Source organism: Methanosarcina sp. DH2 (assembly GCF_020804225.1).
In the GTDB taxonomy this organism is placed as follows: Archaea; Halobacteriota; Methanosarcinia; order Methanosarcinales; family Methanosarcinaceae; genus Methanosarcina.
Genome location: NZ_WJBI01000025.1, coordinates 1 through 19,826, shown reverse-complemented (window position 1 = coordinate 19,826; position 19,826 = coordinate 1). Strand labels below are relative to the sequence as shown.

The window sequence follows — 19,826 nt, the reverse complement described above, 5'->3', positions numbered from 1 at the left end:
CTGAAAGTTATAACATCTGGTGGGGGAATATGACAGAAGAGCTTAAAGATAAGATTCGTGAATACCTTGCAAATCACTATTACCTGAATCTGGCAACCGTAAGCCCTCAGGGAAGGCCAATGGCACATACAATGGCGTATGTTTCCGAAAACGAAATCATATACCTGGCAACCAATAAAAACACCCGAAAGGTTCAGAATATCATGCAAAACCCGAAGGTAGCATTTACTGTTGATGAAGATGATCCTGACTGGTTTGATATGCAGGCACTTCAGGTAGAAGGCAGGGCATCGATAGTTGCCGATGAGAAAGAGTTGCGGGAAGTCGGGGAGATCATGGCAGCCAAATTCCCTATTACTGCAGATATGCCGCCTGATCCGGATACTATCATGATAAAAATAGAACCCGAAATTGTCTATTATCTGGATTACAGTGTTGAGTTCGGGCACAGGGTAAGTGTAGACTTCTGAACAGACTATAGAATCCGGTAGATAATTAGACTCAAGGAAAAGCTTCACAGCTTTTCTTCTATTCAGAAGCCAATTTTTAAATTTTATTTTTATTTTTATTTTTATTTTTATTTTATTTTATTTTATTTTTATTTTTATTTTTCCGTTCTTTAGCCTTTAATTGCGTTTTTACTCTATAATATTAAAACTTAAAATGCCTGTGCTGGACAGGCACAAAATTAAAATAAAGAAGCGAAAAGAAATTAAGAAAAATTAAAAAGATAAAAATAAATTAAAAAAGATGAAAAAGAAAAGCTTTTAATTCTGCTTTTACAACCCGGAAGGAATCAGTACTTCATTGATTCCGTGGATTACACCGTTGCTTGCAATAATGTCAGGTTCGACAACAGTTGCGTTTCCGATTGTTACTTCATCATCTGTAATACCCACAGGGAGCTCGTCGGTTTGCACAGTAGTAAGCATCTGCCCGTCTTCAAGGTCCGATGCCATGTATTCTCCCTCCACTACATGGTAAGTCAGCACATCGTTCAGGGCCTGTTCGTCCGCACGGAGGTCATCAAGCGTACCTTCCGGAAGGGCGTCAAAGGCTTCATTGGTAGGGGCAAATACTGTGTATGTCCCTTCATTCAGGGTATCCTCAAGTCCTGCATCCCTGACGACTGAGGCAAACATAGTGTAGCCTGCAGCTTCTGCAGCATCAACAATTGTCTGGTTGTCCTCTGCACCACTTTCATTGTCGCCAATGCTTGGCTCTTCCTCACCCGGAATTATTCCTTCTTCTCCCCCAATCGAAGATTCTTCTTCCTGACCGGGTACCAGTCCTTCATCTGCATCTTCACCTGAAGGTTCTTCTGTCCCTTCTGTTAGAGCGACTTCTTCTACCGGAGTTACCCTTTCTTCGGTGTCAACCTCTTCCTGAGTATCTTCTGCACAGCCGGAAACGAAAAGCACTCCTGCTAAAAGTAACACTATAAGAATTCCAAGTTTCTTAATACTTCTTCCCCCATTATACAATTAAAAGATATACTTTATGATGTATTTTTCATATCACATTATATGCTCTTTTTATTTAACCTTATCTGTTTTTGGAAATAATAGTCTTTTTAAAAAAACATCTGTTAAAAAATAGTTTGTATTAAAAAAACTGCCGGATATTGCTAAATGATAAGTGCCAGATGGTTGCGTTTTTTATCTGACTGAAGGCTCTTCGGGAACTCTTTCGAGATAGTTTATGCTCTGCTCATCTGCAGATAATGTCTGCAGATCACTCATCTGGGCTGGCTTATCTGCCAGAGCATCTTTGATAGTTCTTATCAAGTTACTGATTAAGTCACACGAAGGACTTTTCTTTTTATATGAACAGCTTTCCTTGCTTCACCAGAAACTTTTTACCCGAAAATTAACTGGATAATCAACTGGAGAGACCTATCCGGCAGAAAGTTCGCTGTTTCCGTTGACTTCAGATTTTTATTGGCTTTCAGATAACCAGAAGCATAGTTAGGGAAAAATACAGCAACGGATAATAGTAGTTAGCCTGATCATTTGCCGGGTGCAGGATCACTACTCTCTGCGTTTTCTCAGGACTTCAAGCAGTTCCTCTGCATTGATGAGCATTATCCCTGTTGCAGCATTTGAAAGTTCTGCGGAGCAGTGGGCTTTTGCAAAAATCTGTGATTCTGAAAGCTCCTTCCAGAGAGGAGGCAGGAGATCTATTGAATCTGTCATTCCTCCCATAGGGTCAGAAGAAACATAAAATACTCTGTTAATACCTGCAGAAATTAGCCTTATCAGGCACATCGGACAGGACTCGAGGGATGTATAAAGTGTATAACCTTTCAGGGTTGTTATTTGAGGATTCTTTTCTTCAAAATAATTTAATGCTACCATTTCTGCATGCAGGTCACTTCGAAAAGATGGAGAATACACAAGGTTGTGCCCGAGAACAACAATTTTTCCTTCAGCATCGACAATTATACTTCCAACCCCATAATTCCCCGAATTTACGGATTTCAGTGCAAGCACATTTGTAAGCCATGCATAAGGGTCATCCGTGTGCTCAGGACGGAAATCGTACAATTGCAGCCAGTTTTTCCAGTTAATAACATTTTCGTTTTTGAAGCTATTTTTAGAACCGATTTTTCCCAGTATCTCTTCACCCAGACTTCTAATGTCTTTTATCATGAATTTTACCCCTGTTTTAGTTCAAATAATATTTAGTAAAGCTTTTTTAGCTCTAAAAGGTTATTAAAGTACACAAAGAACTCCCCTTGTACAGAATTCTAACGCTTAAATATATAAATTTATACTGCAAATCATCCTGATGGTGAAATATTATGGTAAAGTTAAATGAAGAAATGAAAACTGCTTTTTCAAAGGTAAAAATTTTCCCAGTTGCAACGGCTTCAAAAGAGGGAGTTCCTAATGTAGTGCCTATAGGCTTCTGCCAGCTCGTAGATGATGAGACTATCTGGATCGCAGACAACTTCATGGTTAAATCTCTGGCAAACCTGGAAGAAAATCCAAATGTCGCAATCTATGTCTGGGGTCCGGAAACAGGCGGATGTTTCCAGATAAAAGGAAAAGCTACAGTTATTGGTTCCGGTGAAAAATTCGACAAGATGAAAGCAATTGTGAATGCTGCAAAGCCAGGTCTTCCTGCAAAAACCCTCATAGAAGTCAACATAAGTGATGTCTTCCAGTGTGCTCCCGGTCCTGCAGCTGGAAAGAAACTCCTGTGACAGGAAATATACCTGAAATACAATAGTTCTATTAAAACATTCTTCACACCCGCACCCGGTAAATAAGTATTCAATGAAATTACAGGTGTAGCATCTGGAGAATGTGAGTAGTCTGGAGTGAGGAAATGGTTGAAAATAAGGGAAAGCCCCCTGTTTTTTGTGAAAAACTCTGTATTATCTGCAAGGGTGCAAGATCAGGCAATAGCGTCTGCAAATCTATCCAGAACCTTGAACTGAAGATATTCGGGAAAAAAGGCTGTATCTGGGGAGCGGCAAGGACAAAATATTACGGAGTTACTCCTGATAAAAAGATTCCTGAGAAATTAAAAAATAAGTAAATACAGAGATTTGTAATAGAAAGAAGGTTTGTAGAAGGATAAGTTGAGGAACGGCTGTAAATTAATATTATTATCCTTATCTCTTTTTAAGGATTCCTCTGCTATCTTCTCTTACTTAGCTGTTGCTTTTGCTAACTCCATATAATTTAACCTGCTTTAGCCTTGAAAACTTAAACGACAAATGTAAGCCTGAAGTATCTGTAATTTGAAATATGCCTGTATTAGGTATTATTGCCTTCAGAATGCTCTAATTGTCTTCAGAATACTCTAATTGCCTTCAGAATGCTCTAATTGCCTGCGGAATGCTCGAAGGAGCTTGTGCATGTGCTCTAAAGAGACTGTAAAATCAAGCAGCTATATTTGTGGAGAACAGGAACACTTTCTGGTTCCTTCACAAGCAGGTCCGGAAACTATATTCTGCGTATAGTCTCTCTGGATAAAGTTCAGATGCTTATCTAAGACGGATTTAGCCCTGATTTCAAAACTCTTACAAAGATTCTTGACCCTTTCCCAATTCTCGGAGAAATATGTGAGAGAATCGAATCGGAGGAAGGAAAAAGAATAGGAAAAAGAGTGAAAAAGAGTAAGTGTGATAGTAACCTATGTTCCGCATTTTTAGACGCATAAAGGTCCCCTAATGTTGAATTATGCGCTTAAAATATAAGCACATAATTTTTTGGACTGAATTTCAAAATTGGTATCAATTGAGATTATATATTTGTAATAATGCTTCTTTTGTCATCGGTTAACGAATTTTATGCACAACTTCGAATACTACATATAGCGATTTTCCAACAGAATTAGTTGATATGTTGCATAAAAAATAGCATTTTTTGGCGTTTTGCACCTTAACCGAATCCAAATGGAATCTACCTATCCTTAATATGTTTTTTCCATCCCATTCAGCCTTATACTGTAATTTTGTTACAAAGCTATTCCATGATGCACCATTAATTGATTGTGCTAGATGATGATTCTTAATCATACCATCAACGTCTAATGTTTCCATAGCTATTGCGTGGTTTTCGCAGATTAGTCTAAAAGAGAGTTTATTCTAGAAATCATTACGCTGATCAGTGATTTTTGCTGCAAGAAAAATGATTGATGGAATCTATGAAAAAAAATAGTGTTTAAAATTGATACCTCCTGTCTAAAAATGGTAAGGAAATGGACTTTAAGTTTTTGATACCGATTATTTAAGTTCATTCTCACTTTTTTTCTGAAATTGTTTAATTTTATAGAATGAGTCCGTTATATTTATATATAAATTTATTTAAGGTGTCTACTAACTTTTATATAGTTTCTCCTCTTTTAATATTAAATATATATAACCTTCAAGCTCCTCTTTATTTCTAAGCAGTCGGGGGTATCGTAATAGATATTAGCGAAAAAGTTCTTATAATCACCCTCTTAATTTTTGCAGTGCTTACAGCCTCATTTACATTTACACATAACATGCAGCTATCCAACTTTTTGGAGCTTGAACAGGTTGATACAACAGAGAATGTAGAACGAGTTCAAAACGCGGTTTCTGCCCGGCAGGGTTATATTAATTATGTTGTCCAGGACTGGGCTTGTTGGGATGATACCTATCAGTTTATCGAAGATGGGAACCAGCAGTACATTGATGTGGACCTTCAGAATGAGACACTTGCAGGGATTAGGATTAATGTAATGCTTTTTGTTAATGATTCCGGAGATCTGGTCTATGCAAAATCGGTGGATGTTAATTCTGCGGAAGAAAAGCCGGTTCCTCAAGGGCTTCTGAAAATGATCGAAGACGGAACTCTTCTTACAAAAGGAGAGGATGACTTAATAAGCGGTATTGTTTTGCTCGATGAAGGACCTATGCTTATTGCCTGCCATCCGATTCTTACAACAAAATACGAAGGACCTTCGAAGGGTACTCTCATTTTCGGGAGATTTTTTGATAACTTCCTGCTTGAATCCTTCAAAGACGTTACGCGTTCTTCCCTTTCTATGTATAGGACCGATCAGGAAATGCCTCCCGATTTTCAGAAAGAGTTTCGAAAATTTTCGGAAACTCCTGATAAGATTCTTGTGGAACCTCTCAGTAAAGATAGAGTAGCAGGTTATTTTGAATTGAGGGATATTTCGGGCCAGCCTGCCCTGATTGTTAGAGCAGATTTTCCCAGAGAACTCTATTTGCATGGTGAGAGGACCCTCAACTATATGTATTTGTTTTTGCTTTTTACCGGGCTATTGACAGGTATTGGAGTCAAGTTTGCTTTTGACAGGTTGTTTATCTCAAGGTTAGTAGAAATCGATGATTTCGTTACAAAAGTTCGGTCGGAAAAAGACCTTTCCAAACGTTTGTCCCTGAAAGACAATGATGAGCTCTATCGCCTGTCAAGGGAAATAAACGGGATGCTAAATGAAATCTATCTGGCAGAGCAGGAGTTAAAGGCCCAGGAACGCGAAAAGAAAGTCCTGCTTGATTCACTCAATGAACTTGTTGTTTTTGTGAACCCTGAAATGAGAATAATATGGGCAAACAAAGCTGCCCTGAAACACATGCAAGTGAGCCTTGAAAAGGCGGTCGGGATTTTTCTAAAAGCTACTCCGGACACCAGCAGCCCGTTAGTTGAGTACCCCCAGCTTGAGCAGGTCTTCATGACAGGTGAGAAAAAGTCAGGAGAGTTCACTTCAAAAGACGGGAGAATCTGGTTTTTCCAGGCAATTCCTGTGGCTGATGAAAATGGAAAGATTATAGGGGTCATGGAAACTTGCAGAGACATTACGGAAAGCAAGAAAGCCGAGCAGCTTCTCCATGAGAAACAGATTGCAGAGGTCGCAAACCGTACCAAGAGTGAGTTCCTTGCAAATATGAGCCATGAACTCAGGACTCCGCTTAACTCAATAATAGGCTTCTCAGACCTTTTGTATGAGAAGGTTTACGGGGAAATTAACGAAAAACAAATCAAGGCTGTAGGGAATATTTCAAGGAGCGGAAAGCACCTCCTAAATCTGATTAACGATATTCTCGACCTTTCTAAAGTAGAAGCCGGAAAACTGGAGCTCGATTATAAAGAATTTGAGCTTGCCGGTAAACTCAGTACAATAAAAAATCTGCTGTCTCCTATTGCAGACAGGAAAAGGATTGAGATTAAAATCGATGTGGATAAAAACCTTACCACAATCCGTGCTGACGAAGCTCGTTTTGTTCAGATCCTGTATAACTTGTTAGATAATGCTATAAAGTTCTCTCAGGAAAGTGGACTTGTGAAGGTAGAGGCAAAAAAGAAAGGAGACCTGGTAGAAATAATGGTTAAGGACAATGGAATCGGGATAAAAGCTGAAGACCAGCATAAACTCTTCAAGCCGTTCAGCCAGGTTGACCCGTTTTCTTCAAAAAAATTCCAGGGAACGGGGCTGGGACTTGCACTGGTTAAGCAAATTGTTAACCTTCACGGCGGCTCTGTCTGGTTCAGCAGCAAGATAGGGGAAGGAAGTACCTTTGCCTTTACAATTCCGATAAATGGAGATGAAAGAGACAGTGACAACAGCGAAGTAAAGTCACTTAACGGCACGGAAACGGTTGAAGATCCTGATTTGTAAAGGAAATTTAAAAAAGAATAGGGTAAGGAATCAACTGACTAAAAGTCGTTTGAATATATCGGCTTACCTAAGCCATAAGTTTTTCAGTCTCTTATTAAAATATGGGCTCCTCAATTTCCTGACAGAAATCAACACAGTAACCTGCCACTTTTATCCTATGTATTTCTACCTTACTTGCTTCTTTCTTATGTGCTTCTATATCATGCGTTTCTACTTTATACGCTTCCATATGGCCTTTCTGAAGGCTTAAAAGTTCTTCCAGAGTAAAAACAGCGTACTGACTTTTTCCTTTTCTGCATTTTCTTAACTGGTCATAATCAAAATAAAGGTCATCGTAGCTTACCACATGACTAAACCATTCAATCGGGATAGGAAGGCGGGACAAAAGGGGGATAGCAGATTTGAAATAGTTTCTACAAACTTTCTTTCTTGATAACTGACACCAATTGTCTATTGTAAAGTTTACCTTTCCATCTTCAACCGTAAAAACAACAGGGTAAATTTTACAGATTATAGGTTTAAAATCCCGACATTCACATACCTCAGTTTCTTTATTCAAGAAAGGACATAACTCTCCAAGCTTTAATACATGAATAAGAGTTCCGTCTTCCATTTTCAAAATATCCAGATACCTTAGTTTGAATTCGGAAACGCTCATACCCATTTTTTTTGCCATATATTCTTTTTCTCCAGGGAGCAAAGTTCCTATTTTATTGTGCTCGCAAGCTCCTCCACATTTCTTGCAGACATTGAAAGTATTCTGATTACTTCCACTAAACATTTTATGGAAGTTCTCGTACATATTCATGGATATTTTTTTAAATCTCAATCTAAAAACCTCGGCTATGTAAAACTGGGTATATTGCTTATATTTTTTTTAAGTTATATTTACATTTATGCCTCTAGAAGCTTTTTTTGTCAGCTTTAAATAATTATATAATAAGTCTGACTTACAAATAAAAATATTAAAAGCTTTATAGTTTTCAAAAGAGTAATTGGTATAAAAAATTTACCAGCCTAACCTGAATTTTTTATGATTTAATCTGAAAGTAGCAAAAACTGTTATACACAGGAGACATGTGGCTGTGCCCGGAGGGCCCTCAAAAAATTATTCTGGACAGCTCTACAGTAATTTACTACTTTTCTTCTCTGATTTTGCGTGCGTAGGTGTGCAATTTATAGATTTGGCACAGGCTCGAAAAACTAATGTTCTTACGGGTTCTGCCCTGTATCCTAATTTTTTATATAATATTATAATTCAATATTGGCTTTTGTCTATTTTCGAAAAACTCTGCAGTCAGGGCGGAAAGTTTTACTTAATTTATAATTTCGTTTAAATTTATGGGTCTATCAATCAGATCTGCAGGAATCTAATATGTATTTCTTCTTCTTGAAGTGTAAAAATGATTTTATGAATTTTTTTCCAAAACAACTTTACTCTCAAATCAGTACAGTTTTAGAATCAGTTTTCGTTATCAAAGGTTCCATTGACCTCTCAAAATATAAGATTTAGAGACTCGGTTTGAGTTCTGGGATCAGTTCAAAAAGTGTACTGATAATTCAACAAGAGTACCGATCTTGAGTATCTGCCTTAATTGCACAGGAATTTCTGCTCTACTTAGCAACCTTTATATATTTTTTCACTTCATTTTTATAACAAATATCTGCACTTTAGCTTTTGAATGGATTATGTTTTATGCTACACGGTTGCAAGTATGTGATTTCACTTCCGGCAGTTTGTTGGTGATGTGTATGGATGTTAGTAAAAAATTATTGGTAGTTACTTTCACAATGTTTGCTTTATTAACTGTTCTTTTAATAGTCGCATCCCATACCATCCTGTTATCCAGTTTTTCCAAGCTTGAGACCCGGGATACCCTCAAAAATACGGAGAAAATCGAACAGGCAATTGCCTGGGAGACGCTGTCTATTGACAGAACTGCAAGAGACTGGGCTTACTGGGATGATACATACGAATTCATGAATACCCTGAATCCTGAATATATAGAGTCCAACCTGGAAGACAACACTCTATATGACCTGGATCTCAATATTATGCTTTTTGTAAACAAATCTGGAGTCATGGTCTATCCCATGTCTGTAGACCTGATAAACAGGACAAATGTTCCGGTTCCTGCAGGGCTTCTGGAGAGGATTAACAGTGGGCTTCTCACGACTCATGGAAATGCGGATTATATGCAGGGAGTCATACTGCTTGAAGAAGGGCCGATGCTTATCGTTTGCCGTCCTATCCTTGTAAGTCTCGAAGAAGGTCCTTCTGCAGGGACTTTAATTCTTGGAAAGTATATTGACAGCTCTTACATCGCCTCTCTTGAAGAGCGTACACAGTCTTCCCTATCTCTCTATGCTTTAAACGAGGAAATGCCCCCGGACTTTCAGGATGCATTCAATAAAGCTTTCAGGGGAGAAGGGAATACTGTTAATATTCTTGGAGATGATAGGGTGGCCGGGTATTTCATACTGAAAGATACTACCGGGGAGCCCGTAGCCCTTATGAGAGCTGATTACCCGCGTGACCTCTACGCACAGGGCAAAAAGACTCTGACTTATATTTACGGTTTCCTGCTGCTCAGCGGGATAGTTATAGGAACCGCGACCAAGTTCAGCCTGGATCGTCTCCTTGTCTCAAGGCTAATTGCTATTGACAGTTTTCTTGAAAAAGTAAAAAGAGAGAAAGATATCTCAAAGCAGTTGGACGTCGATGGAGAAGATGAGATCCACAGGCTTTCAAAAGGTATCAATGAAATGCTTTCCAGCATCAGACTTGCTGAGCAGGAACTTAAGTCCAGGGAATATGAAAAAAAGTTTATTCTCGATTCCCTTGAAGAAATAGTGGTGCTCAGGGATCCTAACTTTAATATTCGCTGGGCGAACCGGGCTGCCCTCAAAAACAGGGATCTATTAACGGTTAAGGTTAAAGAGATGACTTCTGATTGCCACAAGGCTGCGGACAAAGAGATTATCCAGAAACCACGGTATCCACAGGCTTCCGGCTGGACTGATCAGGAGTTCACCTCTTCCGAGGGAAAGACATGGCTTCTCAGGTCAAAGCCTGTGTGTGACGAAACCGGAGATATCATTGCAATTCTGGAAACAGGTGTGGAAATTACGGAACGGAAGAACTATGAAATCGAGCTCTTCAGAGCAAAGCATGACGCAGAAGTCGCAAACCATACCAAGAGTGAATTCCTTGCAAACATGAGTCACGAACTCAGAACCCCACTAAACTCAATAATAGGCTTCTCCGACCTTCTGTATGAGAAAGTCTATGGAGAACTTAATGCAAGACAGCTCAAAGCTGTCGGGAATATTTCAAGCAGTGGAAAACACCTGCTGAACCTGATCAATGAGATCCTTGATCTCTCTAAGGTAGAAGCAGGGAGCTTTGAACTGCATTACAGCACTTTCTGGCTGGCTGAAGCATTTGCTGAAGTTCGGGATATGCTGTTTCCATTTGCCGCCAGCAAAGGAATAAATATAAAATTTGAGATTGAAACTAGCCTGCCCAGAGTGTCTGCAGACAGGGAGAGAATCATGCAGGTTCTCAGCAACCTGATGACAAATGCAATTAAATTTTCAAATGAAAATGGGTGTATAAGAGTTAAAGCAGCACAGAGAAATGACTATATAATGATAGCTGTCTCTGATGAAGGAATTGGCATTGCAGCAGCAGACCACGACAAACTTTTCAAGCCTTTCAGCCAGATAGACTCTTCCTCGTCTAAAAAATATCAGGGAACCGGGCTTGGTCTTGCCCTTGTAAAAGAAATCGTGCATCTCCACGGCGGAAGCGTCTGGTTTGAAAGTGAAGCCGGAAAAGGGAGTACCTTCGGTTTTTCGATCCCCTTTTCCGGCAGGAGTGAACGACTCTGAGCTCCTATTCTTCTTCATCCGAAGTATCCGGTTTGCTCAGATTCAATCCCAGTATTGAATTTTAAAATGAAATAAGGGTCGAAAATGTCACTTTCGACCCGATCATATTTTTTGATAGCTTTCCGGTTTTTTGATAGCTCTCCGGTTTTTTGTTCCAGGACACTGGAGCATTTCCAATCTTCGTTCCTGAATCTATGAAATACTCGTTATTATAGTAATACCAGATTTCCACTGCCGGATATATGTTACTACTATATTTCTCATAGTCAATCTCCGATGCATTCGCAGACATCAATTCTGAACTTTCGTCATCATAGTAAGGTCCGTCAGTAGGGTCAAGGGGGAACCATTCTCCATCCTCGTAAACCTCTACCCAGGCGTGTCCGCCGCTAACATCCCCGAAATCGACTTTTCCTATTGCAACCCGGACTGTGCTCTCATTGTATTCTTCTGAAGCTATCAAAAGGGAAGCCAGGCAATTTGCCTGTTCCTCACAGTCACTCGCAGGTTCGCCATATACCGGGTTGCTGGAATAATCAGGAGTTTCTTCCAGGAATTCGGTCGGAGTAAGCCACTTTTCTTCTGCATTATTCAAAGTCTCGTCTGATACCCAGGTCCAGGAGAGAGCTGCTTTATAAATCCCGTACTTATCATCAAGACAGTTTTCTTCGATGTAAGAGTTTACAGCCTCAGAGTCCGGGGTGACATACGTCTGGTAATTTGATGTTATGTTTTTTCGTTGTAGCGGCTGTTCTTCCATGAAATTATTCAATTCATCTCTGTCAGGAATTCCCCTCCTTACAGGCTCTTCTCTGGTAGGAGCAGGAAGCAACCGTTCTGGTCTTTCCCTCCTGAAAACGGGCTGGTTATTTTGCACTATAAGTTGTCTATTTTGCATCATATCTACTTCCCTGGCAGGCAGGCTGAACTCCAAATTCCAGTTTCCAACAGCATAAATTTTATTTTCAAAAATATCTATCAAATTTAGATACCGACTTTCCGAAATCCGGCTCTCGATGGATGAACAGTAAGAAGTAATACTGTCTGCAATGAGCTCACTGGAAGTGAAACTCCCGGAAATGGTCTCATAAATACTGGTTATGCAGCAGGTTTCCCGGGAAGTTCCGGAATTTCCTGCCTCCAGGCTTTCGCAGGCACAGACAGATACTGCCAGTATAAAAACAGCCAGCAAAATTATAGCAATTTTTTTCATTCTGTTACCTACCATCCTGCTTTTCTTTCTATTCAATTTTCTTATGTTGAATTTTTTCCTCTTTATTCATGTAAAGTTCATTTTTCATACTTCCGCAGGCTTCAGATTCCCACAGTCTTTCAGGTCTCTGCTTCGTAAAGATTCCGAAAACTCCTCATAATATCTGTACAATTCTTTTCCCCAATGCAAAGCCCCATCTTCAAAACAGATTATCAACTGAATGCTCAGTTTCCCGCTATTCTGAAAAAACAATATTGCCATAAACCGATCTGTCACTATAAAGACAGGCAGGTTTACTTTCCTGCTGCAAACAAACAGTTTAGTGTTTTCAGTTTCCAGAAGTATTTTTGTTTCAATAGGGAAGTCATTGAATAATCTTTCAGCTATCGGTTCTGTCACACATAAAGAGAGCTTTAAGCCTGTTTTCGCAAATCCTGAATAAAGGAGCGGGATTTCCGGATGCAGGCAGGAGAAAAAAGCAAAAATCTCCCCTGATGTCCTTAAATGTCCTATAATTACCTGTGGGATTTCGAACATATGTGATGCATCAGATTCAATAAGTTCAAACCTTCCCAGGTCTTCGAGCTTTCTCAATAAAAAGTCGGGAACCGGAGTCAGGTCATGTTTCTTCCAGTAACCCATATTTTCCTCAAAGAAAGCCAGTGAGTCCAGCAGTCCTTTCAGATTCTCAATTATCGGTATCGACATGCACGATAACTTGTATTCTCCTCTTTTTTCCTCAAGAAGCCCGGAATCTAACAGTTTATTTATATGGAGCCTTAATGAAGCAGAAGTTATGTCAAGTAAACTTTTAATTTCCTCAAAACTTCCGGGTTTCCTTTCTATAAGTAAGAGTATTTCTCTTCTTTTTTCAGGGAGAACTGCCAGGTCAATAAGATTCATTTTATCCCGTTCTCTGCTTTTTCCTTGGCAAAAAAATTAAGAAAGGTTTTATCCTTTCTTTTAATTCACTTATTTCCGGTTTCTTCCGGTTATTCGTATCTCAACGCATCTACAGGTTTCAGTTTTGATGCCCTGTAGGCCGGTACTACTCCTGAAGCCACACCTATTCCTACTGCCAGGATAAGCCCGAAAGCCATAAGGTCAGGAGCAAGAGATATGCCTGAAGAGCCTCCCCCTCCCATCATAGTCATGCCCAGAAGTGGGAATAGAGTTGAAACACAGGCTCCCAGCATAACTCCAAGGATGCCACCAACAAGGCCTACCATTGCAGAGTTAAAAAGGAAAATCATAAGGATATCCCTGTTTTTCGCTCCAATGGCTTTCATAGTTCCTATCTCCTTGGTCTTTTCAAGGACTGAGGTAAACATAGTGTTTGCAATACCCACAGCTCCTACAAGGAGGGATACAGCTGCAATTGCTCCGAGGAAGAGGGTCATCGAACTTGTCATTTCGGTGACGGACTCAGCCATTGACTTAGAGGCTGTCACGGAAAAGTCCCTGTCATCATCCCGGATAATATGCCTTGAAACCATGAGCTTATCCTCGATGTCTTCTATCAGTCCGTCAACCAGATCCTCACTCTTGGCTTTTACAGTGATGGTGTCATAAACATCTTCTTCTGCATCATCAAGCAGGTTTGCTGCCCCATCGATTGGCATGTAAATGCTTCTGTCTCCCCCTCCTCCTTCTTCTGCAAGAATGCCGACAACGCGCACTGCTTTACCGTTAATTGTTATTACCTGGTTCACACCTATATTCTGGTCATAAACTCCACTGGCAACGCCACTTCCTATGACTGCGGCATACTTGTCAGATGGCTCGAGCAATCTTCCTGATTGCGTCTCCAGAGTAGTCATATACTTCCAGACCTGAGGGTCCACGCCTGTGATTGAGAGGGTTGCATTTTGCGCTGCATAAATCACCGGTTCACTGCCGGAAATTTGGCCAGCTATATATTGTATACCGTCCAGGCCCTGAAGTGCATCGATATCATCATCTGTCAATTCGACATCCGTTGTCGTGCCCCCTCCTCCCCCGGGTCCTCCGGGACCGGGCATATTGGATGATGCTTTAGTATATCCTGGAGATATGGTTATTTTTGTCAGGTCCATCTCGGCAAGCCTGCTCTGTACCTGCTCCTGCATGGCATCCCCGAGAGAGAGGATGCCAACAACAGACCCGATCCCTATAACTATCCCGATAATGGTCAGCCAGCTTCTCAATTTGCTGTGCAGAAGCATGTTCAGGCCCATTTTCAGGTAGGTTGAATTTCTCATCTTGCATCCTTCCGTTATCTGTGGATGTTGATTTTTCAGTCTCTGGGTGTCTTACAGCCGTATTTCTGTTCTTCAGGCTTTTTATCTCCTGATTTTTTCTCTCTCTTTACCAGTATTTTTTCCTGTATTTTCTTCCTGTACACGAATACTCCACCTGCAAACACTATTACAGCAATATAGGGCAGGTATGAACTGATGCCACTTCGTTTACCTTGTCCGCCTGCCTGTGCAGTCATACTTCCACCGGTAATCTCGAGTTCTACTTCCTTATCCACCGTGATTCTTTCTCCTTTCGCATCAGTATATTCAATCTGGACTTTTAGTGGATTGCCTTCCACAGAAGCAGCAGTTAAATTTCCCCCTTCAGCACTTGCTTTTGCAGTACCCGGTGCTCCTGAACCACCTTCAACCACTGCGGCACCCTGTATGCTCGTCACATCAAAGGAAGCGATTGTGTAGTCTCCTTTCTCAAGGTTTCCTACAATCGTTGAGGAACTTCCTGACACTTTGTAATTGTCCTGTTTCGGAACCGATACTTTTACTGAATATGCGATGTTGTTACCTACGTTTGCAACTGAAAGAGAAATCTCTCCCGCATCACTTTCCGAGAAGGCTACATCAAAGTCAGTTTCTCCACCTACGAAAACTCCTGCTGTAGTCTGAATGATTTTTTCATTTGATTCGTAATCTTCCAGAGTGAGATTTATATCCAGAGTGTAAAGTCCCGGATCTGCGTTTACATCTGCCATTACCGAGTAAGCAACGGTCACAGATTCCCCTGCATCCAGATACTTGATATATTTGGTATTGTCAGAGTATACCGGGAGGATCACGCCTTTAGGGTCTTTCCAGGAAACGACCATGTTCTTCAGAGAGGAAGTTCCGGTATTCGTTATGATGAATTCAAGAGTCTCTTGCTTTGCTATGTCAATATTCGCCTTATCTATGGTTACAATCTGAGCGTATTCTTTACCTCTCACATCGAGCTGGATTGTTTTTGTAGTGGTCATCGTGCTTGAGGAGGAACCTGATCCGCTTTTGTAAGTAGTAACGATGTCAATATCATACGTACCTGCAGATGCGTTGGAATCTGTCATAAGCTTGAATTTAAGGACGCCTCCCTCGTTGTCATCCTGCCGTGCATTCAGATAGGAGACCTTTTTTACAATAGATTGTCCTGAAATTTCTGTGAAGGGGTATTCCGGATTGACGGTGACAGTAATATCCTTTATATCCTTTGTACCAACGTTCTGTACGCTGACAGTGAGTTCAACAGGTTCTCCGGGGCGAGCAGAGTCCGGGTTCTGGTTAGTCAGGTTCACCTGCATGGATGAAGAGTTTATGTTTCCGTTTGATGCGCCAAGTGCTGTTCCAGCTCCAAGGCATATAAATGCAGAAAATAACAGTATTAATGTTAGTAAAGAGAACTTTTTCATTTCAATTCCTCAATTCATCTGGTTCATTTTTCTTGCGTTCCTCGATTTTTTCGATCTCACCGTCTCTTATGTACACAACTCTTGTTGCATATTTTACAAGCTCAAGGTCGTGGGTAACGATGATAATCGTCTTTCCTTCCTTTTCATGCAGTCCATCCAGAAATTCCAGAATATAATCTCCGGTCTTGGTGTCCAGRTTYCCTGTTGGCTCATCTGCCAGGATTATAGGCGGGTTCACAGCCAGGGAGCGTGCTATGGCAACCCTTTGCCTYTGTCCGCCTGACAGCTGAGAAGGCAGGTTTTTTCTCTTTTCCGAAAGCCCGACTATATCAAGCAGGTATGCTGCTTTTTTTCGGGCCGTCTGTATATCTTCTTCCTGGAATTCCAGAGGCAGTAGTACGTTTTCTTCCGTGCTCAAAGTGGGTATGAGGTTGAAACTCTGGAAAATAAAACCGATCATCTGWCCCCGGATGCGGGCAAGCTCGGATTCAGCAAGTTCTGAGATATCTTCTGAGTTCAGGTAAACAGTGCCTTCCGAGGGTATGTCCAGGCAGCCCAGAAGGTTCATAAGTGTACTTTTACCACTTCCACTGGGGCCAAGTACTACCAGGAACTCACCTTCATAGATCTCCAGGTCTATTCCTTTGAGAGCTGCAAACTCGACTTCTCCCATCTGGTAAATCTTCCAGACATCAGTCAGTTTGATCAGTGGGTCTTTYTCACTCCGGGTGATTCTGGTATCTTCAGAGCTTTTGACAGAACCGGTAGCTGAAATGCTGTACGGGTTATTTTTTAGATCCTCCCCGGAATCACTTCCCCCTGAACTATTATCAGATTCATCGTAGAAACTCGCTGTTTTTTCGAGTGAATCCATAATTTTTGAAGGATTTAACTTCGTTTTAAATGTCTCTATAATTTCAGTAAGTGTCATAAATTGCCTCTAAAAAGCTAATCATATCGGAGCTGAATCTTTCAGGCTGAGCTGAATCAGCCGAATCTTTTCAGGGTGGCTTGAGTCTGATCATCTTTTGTTCGTCTGGTTCCTATTTTTCTCACTACCTGTTTCAGGATCAGACCTGATGTTCTTAGACAAGCATAAGGTTGAAATTAGATAAATAACTTGGTATATTTATTAAATCTGTTACCGTATCTGTAGTGATATAGTTTAAGTGCCATAAATACTCTAAAAAGTCAGTCACATCTGAGCTGAATATCTCAGGCTGAACTGAACTTTTTTAAGATGGCTTGAGTTTGAGCTTTTTTGCTTGTTTAAACTTTTCTGGTTGTTTGAGCTTTTTTGGTTGTTTGAACTTTTCTGGTTGTTTGAGCTTTTCTGGTTGTTTGAACTTTTCTGGTTCATTGTTTTCATATTTCAATAAACGTTTTGTGATATTATCTGAAGAATTTTTTACAAACTTTCAGATATGAGAGACCTTATCTGCAATTTCTGATCCGACACTAATTTTAGAAGAATATTTACGTTCTTTGAAGACCCTGTACACTCTGAAAAGCAGAAATCCGGAAAGTAGAAATGCCAAAAAGTCCGCTACCGGAAAAGCAGCCCAGACTCCAAGAAGTTTGTATAAACGGGGAAGGAAGATAACAGCAGGGATCAAGAAAAGGAGCTGCCAGCTCATGGAAAGAAGAAAAGCGGGTTTGGCTTTTCCTAAGGACTGGAACAGGATTGATGTGACTACATTCAAACCTATCAGGGGCGTTCCCAGAATCATGATCATTACAGCAGTTTTCCCCATCTCCAGATATTGCTGGTCTGTACTAAATAGTCCTAGAATTTGTTCTGTGAAAAGGTAGATAATAAGCAAGCCAAGAAGCCCAAAAGCCGTTGTCATTGCAAGAGATAATTTTACAGCTTCTACTATCCTATCATATCTCTTTGCTCCATAGTTAAACCCGATAATTGGCTGCAGGCCAAAGCCCATACCCAGGAGGGGCAGGAAGATAAAGGAATTAATCCTCATTACTACGCCAAAAACGGCAATTGCGACATCCCCCCCATAAATTGCGAGTGCATTGTACACGAAAATCATCATGACACTGCTAGAGCATTCCATTATAAAAGATCCAGTACCGATAGCTCCAATTTCCTTAACAATTTCCGGGTCTGGTTTCAAGGTTTCTGGCCTGAAACGCACAGATCCTTTTCCTTTAAGGCAGTACTGCAGGAGCCAGACCGAAGCTACGGCCTGTGACAGTACGGTTGCAATTGCAGCACCCTTCACACCCATTCCGAAACCAAACATGAAGACAGGGTCAAGGAAAATATTGAGGCCACCTCCTATAAGCATAGCATTCATCGCAAGGCGTGCGTTTCCTTCGGCTCTGACAATATTCTGAACAGCTACTCCAAATACAAAGAAAATCCCGCCTGCAATTATAATTTCAAGGTACTCGCTGGCATAGGGGAGGACTCCGGGAGTTGCCCCGAACACTTTTAGAATTGGGTCAAGATAGAAAAGGCAGGGGATGGCTATGAGCACGCTTAAGATCAGACTCAGGGAAAAGACATTCCCAAGAACTCTTTCAGCTTTTTCATTCTCTCGTGCGCCAAGGGCACGCGAGATTATAGAGGAGCCCCCTGTCCCGAGAACAATTCCAAAGGCCATGATTATCATCTGGACTGGAAAAGCTATAGAAAGTCCGCCTATGGCCTGGACACTCTCTGTTCCATAGGCTATTCCTACGAAAAAGGTGTCCACAACATTGTAAAGAGCCTGTACCAGCATTCCGATGATCACGGGAGTTGAAAGCTTAAACAGGAGCTTTCCTATATTCTCTTTTCCCAGAAATTCACTTTTCTCTTCCATATTTTTCGTCTCTGTCGTTTTTACTGCATGTCATCTGGACTGTTAGATGGAGGCTCGAACCCGGGCTCTAAGAGTTTAAATGCAGCTTTACGGAGGAGTAGCCTTAAAATTTCTTTTTCTTCCGGTGTAAAATCCGAAAAAATGATGTCAATAAAAGAAACCAGCTTTTCATGAATCACACCCCTCATTTCCTTCCCTTTTTCAGTCAGGTAAACTTTGTAAGCCCGGAGGTCATCTGTGTCTCTTTTCCTGTACACGTACCCCTCTTTTTCCAGACTCTGGACCGCTCTTGTGCTTGTTGCTTTGCTCACTTTCAGGGTTTTTGCAAGGGTCTCCTGAGAGATGCCATCCTTATGGTACAAAATCAGTAGAAAATCAAATTGCCCGCTCCCTATCCTGTAAGCTTCGAGTTCTTTTGCCATGTATTCCTGGTGGCTCCGGTAGATGTGGACGATGGGACCTAATATTTCTCTTGGGTCTGTCATAATTTTACCTTTCGTTGTTTAGGAAGCTGGAAGGCTTTTTTTAAACAAAGGTCATTTGCAAAATAATTGAATATGAAACTAATCTATAACACCTCATACAATTATGGTGTATATAATAGTTACGTATGAAACTAAATTTGACCAGCAATTACCTTTTAACCACTTTCAATTCGGCAAATTTAAATTATTTATTTTAAATACAGACGGCTTTGAGGGTTATGAGATAAGGAAGCACAGTCAGATATTCATAGTCACATGTTTCATTTTTATGAAACCAGGAAGCTTGTTTTGAAGTACGGACCGTTTATGGAATAATTACGCATGAAACTAATATTATAACTGACTGCAACAAATATATCAAGAAGATAATTGCATTTGAAACCAAATCAGAATAACGACCAACAAGTTTTCACCCAAAACACAAACATTAAAATAATTATTTGTAACTATTCAGGCAGCCTTTTAAAGGCTACAATTTTTCCTCTTTTCGAGGAAAAATTGGATATAAATTGAATTCTATTTTGTTTCGTTATCATGCTTACACGTGAAGAGATTCTTGCTTTGTGTGCTTCAAACCCTGAAGTTATTGCTTACATTGTGAGTCTTGA

17 protein-coding genes and 1 pseudogene are annotated in these 19,826 nt (G+C 40.5%); 5 read left to right on the top strand and 13 right to left on the bottom strand.

Annotated elements, in window-relative coordinates; all coding sequences use genetic code 11:
* Positions 1-29 precede the first annotated feature (29 nt).
* Positions 30-470: a pyridoxamine 5'-phosphate oxidase family protein gene (locus FXV91_RS18895; protein WP_229392344.1), complete on the top strand. Its 441-nt coding sequence runs from the start codon at positions 30-32 to the stop codon at positions 468-470.
* Positions 471-779: 309 nt separating this feature from the next.
* On the opposite strand, the gene FXV91_RS18890 is transcribed toward FXV91_RS18895, so the two are convergent.
* The 3 genes from FXV91_RS18890 to FXV91_RS18885 all read right to left on the bottom strand — a co-directional run bounded on the left by FXV91_RS18890 (position 780) and on the right by FXV91_RS18885 (position 2,651).
* Entirely contained in the window at positions 780-1,439 is a 660-nt protein-coding gene (locus tag FXV91_RS18890) for a fasciclin domain-containing protein (RefSeq protein WP_229392343.1), read from the bottom strand.
* Positions 1,440-1,658: 219 nt separating this feature from the next.
* On the bottom strand, positions 1,659-1,787 hold the full coding sequence (locus FXV91_RS20090) for a hypothetical protein (protein WP_255680718.1): 129 nt from the start codon (positions 1,785-1,787) through the stop codon (positions 1,659-1,661).
* 243 nt (positions 1,788-2,030) lie between these two features.
* On the bottom strand, positions 2,031-2,651 hold the full coding sequence (locus tag FXV91_RS18885; protein WP_229392342.1) for a nucleoside deaminase: 621 nt from the start codon (positions 2,649-2,651) through the stop codon (positions 2,031-2,033).
* Between the two features lie 152 nt (positions 2,652-2,803).
* Between FXV91_RS18885 and FXV91_RS18880 the strand changes: the two genes are divergently transcribed.
* Positions 2,804-3,208: a pyridoxamine 5'-phosphate oxidase family protein gene (locus FXV91_RS18880; protein WP_229392341.1), complete on the top strand. Its 405-nt coding sequence runs from the start codon at positions 2,804-2,806 to the stop codon at positions 3,206-3,208.
* Positions 3,209-3,333: 125 nt separating this feature from the next.
* Positions 3,334-3,546 (top strand): hypothetical protein, encoded by a 213-nt coding sequence (locus FXV91_RS18875; protein WP_229392340.1) that lies wholly within the window; start codon positions 3,334-3,336, stop codon positions 3,544-3,546.
* Positions 3,547-4,411: 865 nt separating this feature from the next.
* Here FXV91_RS18875 and FXV91_RS18870 read toward each other — a convergent pair.
* A pseudogene (locus FXV91_RS18870) lies at positions 4,412-4,630 on the bottom strand (IS200/IS605 family accessory protein TnpB-related protein); the annotation flags it as partial.
* Between the two features lie 284 nt (positions 4,631-4,914).
* Here FXV91_RS18870 and FXV91_RS18865 point away from each other — a divergent pair.
* The gene (locus tag FXV91_RS18865; protein ID WP_229392366.1) at positions 4,915-7,125 is read left to right on the top strand and encodes a CHASE4 domain-containing protein; all 2,211 of its coding nucleotides are present in this window, start codon (positions 4,915-4,917) and stop codon (positions 7,123-7,125) included.
* Positions 7,126-7,219: 94 nt separating this feature from the next.
* Here the strand turns inward: FXV91_RS18865 and FXV91_RS18860 are convergent, their stop codons facing one another.
* Entirely contained in the window at positions 7,220-7,954 is a 735-nt protein-coding gene (locus FXV91_RS18860; RefSeq protein WP_229392339.1) for a YkgJ family cysteine cluster protein, read from the bottom strand.
* A 923-nt stretch (positions 7,955-8,877) separates the two neighbouring features.
* Here FXV91_RS18860 and FXV91_RS18855 point away from each other — a divergent pair.
* The gene (locus tag FXV91_RS18855; RefSeq protein WP_229392338.1) at positions 8,878-11,019 is read left to right on the top strand and encodes a CHASE4 domain-containing protein; all 2,142 of its coding nucleotides are present in this window, start codon (positions 8,878-8,880) and stop codon (positions 11,017-11,019) included.
* A 61-nt stretch (positions 11,020-11,080) separates the two neighbouring features.
* On the opposite strand, the gene FXV91_RS18850 is transcribed toward FXV91_RS18855, so the two are convergent.
* From FXV91_RS18850 to FXV91_RS18815, 8 genes are all read right to left on the bottom strand, one after another.
* Positions 11,081-12,232: a transglutaminase-like domain-containing protein gene (locus tag FXV91_RS18850; protein WP_229392337.1), complete on the bottom strand. Its 1,152-nt coding sequence runs from the start codon at positions 12,230-12,232 to the stop codon at positions 11,081-11,083.
* Between the two features lie 84 nt (positions 12,233-12,316).
* Entirely contained in the window at positions 12,317-13,135 is an 819-nt protein-coding gene (locus FXV91_RS18845) for a winged helix-turn-helix domain-containing protein (RefSeq protein ID WP_229392336.1), read from the bottom strand.
* A gap of 89 nt (positions 13,136-13,224) precedes the next feature.
* Positions 13,225-14,472, bottom strand: coding sequence for an ABC transporter permease (locus FXV91_RS18840; protein WP_229392335.1), 1,248 nt, complete (start codon positions 14,470-14,472; stop codon positions 13,225-13,227).
* A gap of 35 nt (positions 14,473-14,507) precedes the next feature.
* A complete protein-coding gene (locus tag FXV91_RS18835) occupies positions 14,508-15,908 on the bottom strand; it encodes a COG1361 S-layer family protein (RefSeq protein ID WP_229392334.1) in 1,401 nt (466 codons plus the stop codon).
* A gap of 1 nt (position 15,909) precedes the next feature.
* On the bottom strand, positions 15,910-16,839 hold the full coding sequence (locus FXV91_RS18830; RefSeq protein ID WP_229392333.1) for an ABC transporter ATP-binding protein: 930 nt from the start codon (positions 16,837-16,839) through the stop codon (positions 15,910-15,912).
* Between the two features lie 304 nt (positions 16,840-17,143).
* Entirely contained in the window at positions 17,144-17,284 is a 141-nt protein-coding gene (locus FXV91_RS18825; protein ID WP_229392332.1) for a hypothetical protein, read from the bottom strand.
* A 42-nt stretch (positions 17,285-17,326) separates the two neighbouring features.
* Positions 17,327-18,733, bottom strand: a complete 1,407-nt coding sequence (locus FXV91_RS18820) for an MATE family efflux transporter (RefSeq protein WP_229392331.1) — start codon at positions 18,731-18,733, stop codon at positions 17,327-17,329.
* A gap of 20 nt (positions 18,734-18,753) precedes the next feature.
* Positions 18,754-19,218, bottom strand: coding sequence for a MarR family transcriptional regulator (locus FXV91_RS18815; protein ID WP_229392330.1), 465 nt, complete (start codon positions 19,216-19,218; stop codon positions 18,754-18,756).
* Positions 19,219-19,826 lie beyond the last annotated feature (608 nt).